This is a genomic window from Bosea sp. 124, from assembly GCF_003046175.1.
GTDB lineage: Bacteria > Pseudomonadota > Alphaproteobacteria > Rhizobiales > Beijerinckiaceae > Allobosea.
Map to the genome: position 1 here is coordinate 5,462,468 of NZ_PZZM01000001.1, position 8,306 is coordinate 5,470,773.

Below are 8,306 nucleotides of genomic sequence, written 5' to 3' on the forward strand. Positions count from 1 at the left end.
CCGGCCCGGAACCGGCAGGGCGGCGTTCCGCCCGGCCGCCATTCGCGCGGCGCGGCGCTGCCCAGACCGTCGAAAGCCGTATGGAACGAAAGGGGCGGCGGCTCGGGACAGCCCGCAACGAAAAAAGCCCCGGGTTTCCCCGGGGCTTCCGACTAGGATTGCAGAAGCAATCAGAAGTCGCGCTGGATGCGGAAGCGGCCAGCGATGGCGTCGTCGCTCTTGACGAGACGGCCACCGGCGCCAATCGCCGGGCGAGCGCCCGCGTTGTTGGCGGCAAGGACAGCCTGCTTCAGCTCGGTGCGGGTGTAGAGAACCTCAACACCGATATCGAGGCCCGAAACCGGCGACCAGATCAGGTTGGCGCCGACGATGAGCTCCTTCGGATCAAGAGCGCGCGGAGCAGCGACGCCGTTGACCTGGCTGAGCAGCGTGTAGTTCAGCTTCAGCTCGGAATACGAACCGAACAGCTCCGAACGCAGCTGCGGGGTCCAGAAGTGACGCATCACGGCGACGAGCGACCAACCGGTGGCCGACTTCGTGGAACCGGTGAGCGGGTTCACGCTCCAGTCGGCGACGATGAGCTGGTTGGCAGCCGTCGCGGAGCCGATGCGGCCCGAACCGAACTGACCACCCCAGCCGAGATAGCCGAGAGCGCCATCAGCGTAGGCAGCCTGCAGGAACAGGGTGTCGCCAGCAGCCAGCATCGGCAGGTTGAGCTTGACACCGCCCTGAATGGCGAAGCCCATCTCATCCTTGGAGCCGTTGAAGAGGATGCCGGTGTTCGAGATGTTGCGCTGGGTGATAGCACCCGACAACTGAGCCGAACCCCAACCCTGATCGACGCGCAGCGAAGCGACGACGTCCGGGAAGTCCTGACCGAGGGTCGTCGAAGCAGCCAGCGGGCTGACGACGCCGTTTTCACGGTTGCCCGTGCCGGTGTTGCGGTCTTCGAGCGACACCGTGGCCGAGAAGCCCGAACCGAAGGTGGCGGTGTAGGCCAACAGGTTCAGACGGCTATCAGCCGTACGCAGGGTCGAGAAGGTGAAGTCGTTCGCGTAGAAGTCGAAGAACGACTGAGCGCGACCAGCGGTGATCGGGCCGAACTGGACGAAGGCCAGGTCGAGGTTGGCAGCCGACGAAGCGGTGGCGGCCGTGTTGCGAACGGTGCCCGGGGGAACGATGCCCTGGTTGCCGCCGATCGTGCCGGAATACAGGCCCGAGCTGTTGGTCAGCTCGTAACGGAAGAAGGTCCGCAGCGTGCCATAGGCAGTCGCGGTGCGGGCGTCGATGTTCAAACGACCACGAGCGCGGGTGCCGTAGGCGTCCTGGGTCTCGCCGAAGCGGGAACCGATGGTGTACTCAGCACGAACACGGCCACCAACGCGGAGGCAGGTGTCGGTGCCCGGGATGTAGAAGAAGCCTGCGCCATAGGCGGAGCAGACGCGAACGTATTCGACCGGAGCGGCCTTCCGCGAGGGAAGATCGGCGGCCTGAGCCCCGGCGACCGCGGCGATGCCGGCGGCGGAACCGAGGAGGAGGCTCTTAACGAGCTTCATTGGTAACCTCCAAAAGAGTTTCGAGACCCTCGGGCTTCGGCCTGCTCTTTGGTGACTGGCCCCAGGAGACCCAACCACCGAACCTGCCTCGTCCCGGCCTTTCGCCCACGTCCCTGAACCATTCAGAGGCGAAGACGAAAAACAGCGACCGGGAACGTCCCGACGCAGGACAACCATACGAATGCCGGGGGGCCGATCAACCTTCATCACGCCCCGGATAGGCCCGCAGGGGTGCTTTGGACCCCGGTGTTGCAGGCAAGTCACGCTTTGACTGCCGAAATTTACCGACCATTAACCGCGCTCGCCCGGACGGGCCTGTTTTGAGCCGTTCCACACGGGAATCATCCAGACGTCGCACCGGAGGGAGCGCCGCGCCGGCCAGAGGCGATTCTCGATGCCGGGGCGCCGCTCAGTATTCCCATTCGGCGCCGACGCCGACCGATGCGCTGCCGTCGGCGCCGGTCTCGGCCTGCAGCTTGAGCCGGCGCGTCACGTCGATGCCGACCGAGACGCCGCTGTCCTCGGGTTTCGCGCCCGCCTTGATGCCGACCGAGACGTTGTCGCCGATGTAGCGCGAGACGCCGACGGTGGGGCCGCCCGCACCGACCTGGATGTCGAGATTGTCGACGCCGAGCGATTTGCGCAGCCGCCCGAACGAATCGTCGCCGCCGCCTCCGGCGAACTGGGCCGCCGTCTGCGCCAGTTGCAGCGCCTGGAAGGGCGACAGCGAACCCGAAGCCCGCGCGAAGAGCAGGCGCGACAGCACTTCGTCCTGCGGCAGCTCCGGAGTCGAGGTGAAGGCGAAGGAGGGCTGGTCCGCCGGGCCTGAGACGATGACGCGCGCGGTAACATCCGAAGCGCGGGTTTCGGCGACGAAATCCAGTTCCGGCATCGTGCCGCCGGCGAAAGTCAGGCGGCCTCGGCTGAAGTCGAGGCGCTGGCTCAGCACGCTGAGGCGGCCGCGCCGCAGCTCGAAGCCACCGTCGAGTGCCGGCGCCGCCAGCGTGCCGCCGACCTGGATCTGGCCGCCGAGCTCGGCATCGATGCCGCGGCCGCGGATGAAGACGCGATTCGGTGCGGAGATGGTCAGGGCAAGCACGGCATCGAAGGCAGGCGCCGGCCGGGCGCCGCGTGCCGCCGGACGGGCCGCGCGCTTCTGGGCCGCGAGGCGGGCGGCGGCCGTGCCGGTCGGCCGGACGTGCCTGATGCCGTCGACGGGGCGAAGCGAGGCGGGCAGGCGGTCCGGCACCGCGACATCGAGCGAGAGCACATCGACGCGCCCGCCGATCCGGGGGCGCTGCGCCAGCGGCCCCGAAATCTCGAGACCCAGATTGGCGACAGCCGTAACGATGCCGCTGGAGACGAGCTGGGCGCGATTGCCCTGGACGCGGATCTGGCCCGGGAAGCCGGCGGCGGGATCGAGCTGGAGCCGGCCGCTCGCCTGGAGCGTACCACCATTGGTCGTCTGGGCGGCGGCGCGCTCGATGACGAGGTTCTCGCCATTGGCCGCGATCCGAGCCTCGATGCCGGTGAGGCGGACGCCCTGAAGCGCGTCAGTGAAGGTCGCATTCGCGAGCGTGGCCGTGCCGCTCAGGCGGGGCGCCGCGGCCGTTCCCGCCGCGCGCATGTCGAGCGCGACAGTGCCGGTCAGCCTGCGACCCTGCGGGGCGAGCATCGCATTGGCCAGGATCGCGTCGACCCGGCCCTGGGCCGCGAGTTCGAGCGCGCCCGTCGCGCTGAGCGGTGCCGTGCCCCTGACCGTAAGGCTCGCGCCACGGCCCGCATTGACCGTGGCATCGACGCTGGTTTCGTCGCCCTTGAAGGCACCCTCGCCCGAGATCTCGATCGGCGGCAGGCCGGCCTGCCGCGTCTCGGGCGTCACCAGGCGGGCGACGCGGATACTCCAGGGGCCGGTCAGCGCGCCAGGCTTGCCCGCGATGCGGGCCTGCGCATTCAGCGTGCCGGCGAGATCGAGCCCCGGCGCCAGGATGCGAGCCGCCGAAAGGGGGACATCACGAGCGCTCAGGTTCAGATCGAGGGTTTCGCCGGCGCGCCCGTCGAGCGTCAGGCGGCCATTGTCGATGGCGAGGGCGAGATTGGCGATCTCTATGCCCGCGGCCGGGAAGCTGAAGGTCGCAGGGTTGGCGAGCGCGATCCGGCGGCCGTCGCGGCGGGCATCGAAACTGGCAAGCTCGAGCTTCAGCGGTTCGCCGGGCACGAGGCGGCCGGCGCCGTTCAGAGCAAAGCCGCGCGCGGCGGCGCTCAGGGTAAAGGCGCTGGCGTCGGGCGCGCCTTTCGAATCGAAGCGGATCGCGCTGATCGCCTCGCCCGCGACGACCGCGCGGTCGATGGCGATCGCCGCATCGAGCATGGGGCGGCCATGGATGTCGGTCGCGGCCGCAGTCGCATCGAGCTTGTCGATTGCGATGGAGGGGCCGGCAAGGCGCGCGCCCTTCGCCTTGAGGTCTATGTTCTGGCGGCCTTCGACGACTGCAAGCGTGATGTCGGCATCGAGTTGGCCGCCGAGCTTGGTCAAGGCCAACGCCGAGAGGTCGTCGAGATTGCGGGCGGCCAACGTGACACGTCCGGCGGCGCGGCTCGCCGGATCGAGTGTCAGCGCGCCGTTCAGGCGCACCGAGCCGATGGCGAGGTCGAGCGCCGACAGGTTCCAGCCGTCGCCGGGCAGGCGCGCGAGCGCGATCGTGCCGGTCGCGGGTTTGGAATCGATGTCGCCGTTGAGGGTCAAGCGTGAATCGAGCGCGCCCTGGAGATCACGCACGACGGCATCGATGGCGAGGCGCGGAATCGGCCGGGCAAGCGCGGTGCCATTGGCGACCGCGATGCGGGCGGTGGCGTCGAGCCTGTCGCGCGGGCCGGTGATCTGCGCGGTGACGTCGCCCCGGCCCGAAAGGCGCGGATCGGCGCGCTTCAAATCCGGCAGCGCGACAGCGAGCTTCAGATCCGAGGCCTGACGGCCGATACCACCATCGGCGGTGAAGGCCACGTGCTCGCCTGCGACGCGCAGGCCGGACACGGTGAGGTCTCCGGCGAGCGCACGCACTTGCCCGCCGAGGGTCAAGTTGCCGGCAAGCAGGCGGTCGAGCGTCGCATCGCCGGTGGCGAGCCGGTCGCCACGGCCGCTCAGCGTGGCGCCATAGTCGTCGAGGCGCGGCGTCGCGTCGATCTCGGCGCTCAGATCGGCGCGGCCTCCGAGCGGGCGCTTGGCCAGACCGCTGAGGCGGGCAAGATCGGGCAGCACGGCATTCAGGCGCCCAAGTACGCGCGCCTTGCCGGCCTTGCCCTTGTAGTCGAGCTCGAGGCCGGACATGGCGAGCCGCAGCGTCTCGAAATCGGCCGTACCGTCATCCTGCGCGATGCCGCGCAGGGTAAAGCCGACGCGATCCCCGACGGCCCGGGCAAGCGCGCGGTCGGCCAGCACGATACCCGAGGCCTCGCCATCGGCGGTCAATGTGATGCGGCTACCGGGCTCGCCGATGATGCCGGTCGGTGTGGCGTTGAAATTCAAGCCGATGCGGGAGAAGCCACCGGAGGGGAGTTTTGCATCCTGTGCGTCGAGCGTCGCGACGACGGTCGGTCCCGCGACCGGCCCCTTGATCGTGGCATCGAAGGCGAGCTTGCCGATCTCGGTTCCCGAGGCGACGGTCTTGCCCTCGGCATTGGGACGGGCGGCGGCGGTGACGCGGATATCCAGCGTCTTGTCGGCCTTGTAGCGGCCGAGCACGTCGAGCCGGGCCAAAGCCGAGACCAGCGCGAGGTTGCGGATGTCGATACCGCCGGCATCGGCGAAGCCGACCGAACCGTCGAGTCGCGTCGAGCCGGCGAAGACGGGCGCGATGGGCGCCGGCATCAGCCCTTCGATACGGGCATCCAGCGCGAGATTGAGCTGGCGCTCGGTGCCGCTGCGGTCGAGACGTGCGTCGCCTCGCGCCCCGATGGTCGGACCGGCGTTGAAGATCAGCGTCGAGCCGAAGGAATCGAGCGGACCGTCGCCACCGAGATCGAGCGTGACGGGCGGTTCGCCGGGCAAACCGGCCACCTTGGAGATCAGGCCGCCCGCAGGCTCGTCGAGCTTGACCGCGAGTTGCAGCCGGGTCGTCTGCGGAACGAAGGCCAAGCTGACGTTGAACGTGCCGGGTGCATCGAGACGACGTGCCTCGAGTTTGAGGTCGAGCCCTTCGCTCGGCGGCCCGAGCGTCGCCGAGCCGGTGGCGCCGAACCGGGCGGGAACGCCGAGGACGGGCTCGCCCAGGACGAGTTCGTTGAGCTGCAAGGCGCGGACGATCACCTTCAGCGGCAGTTCCGGCAGGATCGGCTGGTCGCTCGGCGGGGCTGCGCCGGCCGGCTGGGGCGCCTGCTTGCGCAGGAACTCGAGCTTGCCGATTTCAAGCCTGTCGATGTCGAGGCGGCGCAGCAGGAGCGCGCTGCGCGTCCAGATCAGCCGGGCGCGGTCGAGCCTGAGCCAAGGGCCGTCGCGGTCAGAGAGGACGATGTCGCGGATTTCGACATCGGAGGAGAGTGCGCCGTTGACCTGCCCGATCGAGACCTGGCTGGTGTCGCTCGACAGGGCCTTCGAGATCAGGTCGGCGACGATGCCGCGATCGGTCTGGGCGTTCTGGGCGAAGCCGCCGAAATGCGCCGAGGCAAGGAAACCGGCGACCAGCAGAATCACGACGAGCGCGAGGCGCCTGAGATTTGGCCGAAACCGGGCGAGAACGCGGCGCATCAGAAGGCCTGCCCGATGCTGACATAGAGCGCGACCGGCTTGTCGCCCTTACGGGGGTTGAGCGGTGCTGCGACATCGACCCGGATCGGTCCAATCGCCGTGTAGTAGCGCAGGCCGACACCGGCAGCCATCTGCAGCCGCTGCTTGAAGTCGGGAACGCTGCCCTCGAAAGCGGTGCCGGCGTCGAAGAAGGGCACGACACCGATGGTGTCGGTGATCTTGATGCGCGCCTCGACCGAGCCCTCGAACAGGCTGCGCCCGCCTGTCAGGTGGCCGAGCGGGCCGAGCGGCGAGAGCGTGCGATAGGCGTAGCCGCGCACCGAGCCACCGCCGCCGGCATAGAAGCGCCGCGTTGCAGGGACGTCCTCGAGGCTCGCGCCCGAGATCGAGCCGAGGCCGATGCGGCCGGCCAACACATAGCGGGCATCCTCGTCGAGCGCGTAATAGGCCGAGAACGCCGCCTTGCTCTGGACGATCCCGACCGTCGAGCCGAGGAACGTCGGATAGGGTGCCACCGAGGCGGTGGCGCGGATGCCGCGCGTCGCGTCGAGCAGGCTGTCGGTCGAATCGTATTTCACCGAGAGCGGGATGCCGACGAGGGTGTAGTCGACCTGGCCGAGCACATCGCTGGTCTGGCCGCGCTCCACCTCGATGCCAGCCTGGACGGAGAAGGTGTCGCTGAAACGGCGCTGGATCGCGGTCGTGACGTTGCCGTAGCGCGCCGTGTAGCCGCCATAGCGGTTGGTTCCGACGCGCTGGCGCGTCGCCATGCCGTCAAGCAGCCAGTCATAGCGGCTGCCCCCGAGCGCAGGCTTCAGGAAGCTGAAGGAGAAGCGGCCGCCGAGATCGGATTTCTCGAAATCCTCGAATTTCGTGATCTTGGTGCCATCAATGCGCGGGGCGAGGAAGATATCGCCTTCGAGACGCAGCCGCTCGGCACCGCCGAAGAGGTTGCGATGCTCCCAATAGGTCTTCACCGCCGGACCATCGATGGTCGAGTAGCGCGCCGAGAAGCCGAGCAGACGCTTGGGGCGCTCGGTGACGTCGACGAAGATCGGCAGGCTGCCGGCACCGTCCAGCCTGTCGGCCTCGCGGATGCGAACCGAGGCGATGGCGGGAATCGTGGCGATGGAGCGGCGCGTATCGGCCACGGCCTTCGGTGAATAGGGATCGCCCGGCTCGAGATAGATGAAGGAGCGCACCACAGCAGGTGGAATCTCGTCAGTCGAGCCAATGGTGACGTCGCCGAAGCCTGCGACCGGGCCGGGCTCGACCACATAAGTCACGTCCATGATGCGCGCGGCGTGGTCGACGACCGGGCGCAATTCGACGACCTTTGCGAGCGGGCGCGACTGGGCGCGTAGATTGTCCACCAGCGCGGCCTGCGCCGCCCGCAGCGCCGAAGAAGTCGCGGGGTCGCCGGGCTTCAGCCGCGTAACCTTTTGCGGGTTGGCGATGGCGGGCGCGCCGGTGATGCCGCGCTCGCTGACGGCGATGTCGCGCAGGCCGAAAACCGGGCCCGGCTTGACGCTGACCGTGATCGGCACCGCATCGCGGTTGCGGTGTGCCTCCGCGGCGCGCACCAACGCCGCGCCGGGCTCCGCGCCGACTTTCAGGGTCACGCCATCGACGACGAGCGCGAGCTCGGCGTTGAAATAGCCTTGCGACCAGAGCGCATCGACCAGCGGGTTGAGGTCCGCGGCCATGCGGCGCGCCAGCGTCTCGCCATCGGGCGGCGCATCCTGGCGCAGGCGATAGAGCAGCGAGGCGTCCTGCAGGATGCGCGTCAGGGCCTTGGCGTCATCGGCGCCGCCGAGATCGAAGTCGAGCTGATAAGGCAAGGTCGCGGCGCTGGCAGCCGGCGGCTCGTCCTTCTTCGTGAACAGCCCGAAGACATCGAGCGAGGACAGGTCGAAGGCCTGGGCCGGCATGGACTGGACACCGAAGAGCACGGCGAAAGCGCAACCGCTTCCGCCCGCAACAGTGCGGGCCGCCCTCCGCCACAA

The 8,306-nt window shown here is 68.9% G+C and carries 3 protein-coding genes; all 3 read right to left on the bottom strand.

Going from position 1 to position 8,306, the window contains the following annotated elements; all coding sequences use genetic code 11:
- Nucleotides 1-170: 170 nt before the first annotated feature.
- Nucleotides 171-1,556 (bottom strand): porin, encoded by a 1,386-nt coding sequence (locus C8D03_RS25945; protein ID WP_181301270.1) that lies wholly within the window; start codon nt 1,554-1,556, stop codon nt 171-173.
- Between the two features lie 409 nt (nt 1,557-1,965).
- Nucleotides 1,966-6,300: a translocation/assembly module TamB domain-containing protein gene (locus C8D03_RS25950; RefSeq protein ID WP_108050993.1), complete on the bottom strand. Its 4,335-nt coding sequence runs from the start codon at nt 6,298-6,300 to the stop codon at nt 1,966-1,968.
- On the bottom strand, nt 6,300-8,306 hold the full coding sequence (locus tag C8D03_RS25955) for an autotransporter assembly complex protein TamA (protein WP_248308629.1): 2,007 nt from the start codon (nt 8,304-8,306) through the stop codon (nt 6,300-6,302). Before C8D03_RS25955 ends, C8D03_RS25950 begins: the two co-directional genes overlap by 1 nt.

Bases quoted from the DNA above. Each gene is read 5' to 3' on its own strand.
- C8D03_RS25950 (WP_108050993.1), bottom strand. From the start codon at position 6,300: ATGCGCCGCGTTCTCGCCCGGTTTCGGCCAAATCTCAGGCGCCTCGCG.
- C8D03_RS25945 (WP_181301270.1), bottom strand. From the start codon at position 1,556: ATGAAGCTCGTTAAGAGCCTCCTCCTCGGTTCCGCCGCCGGCATCGCC.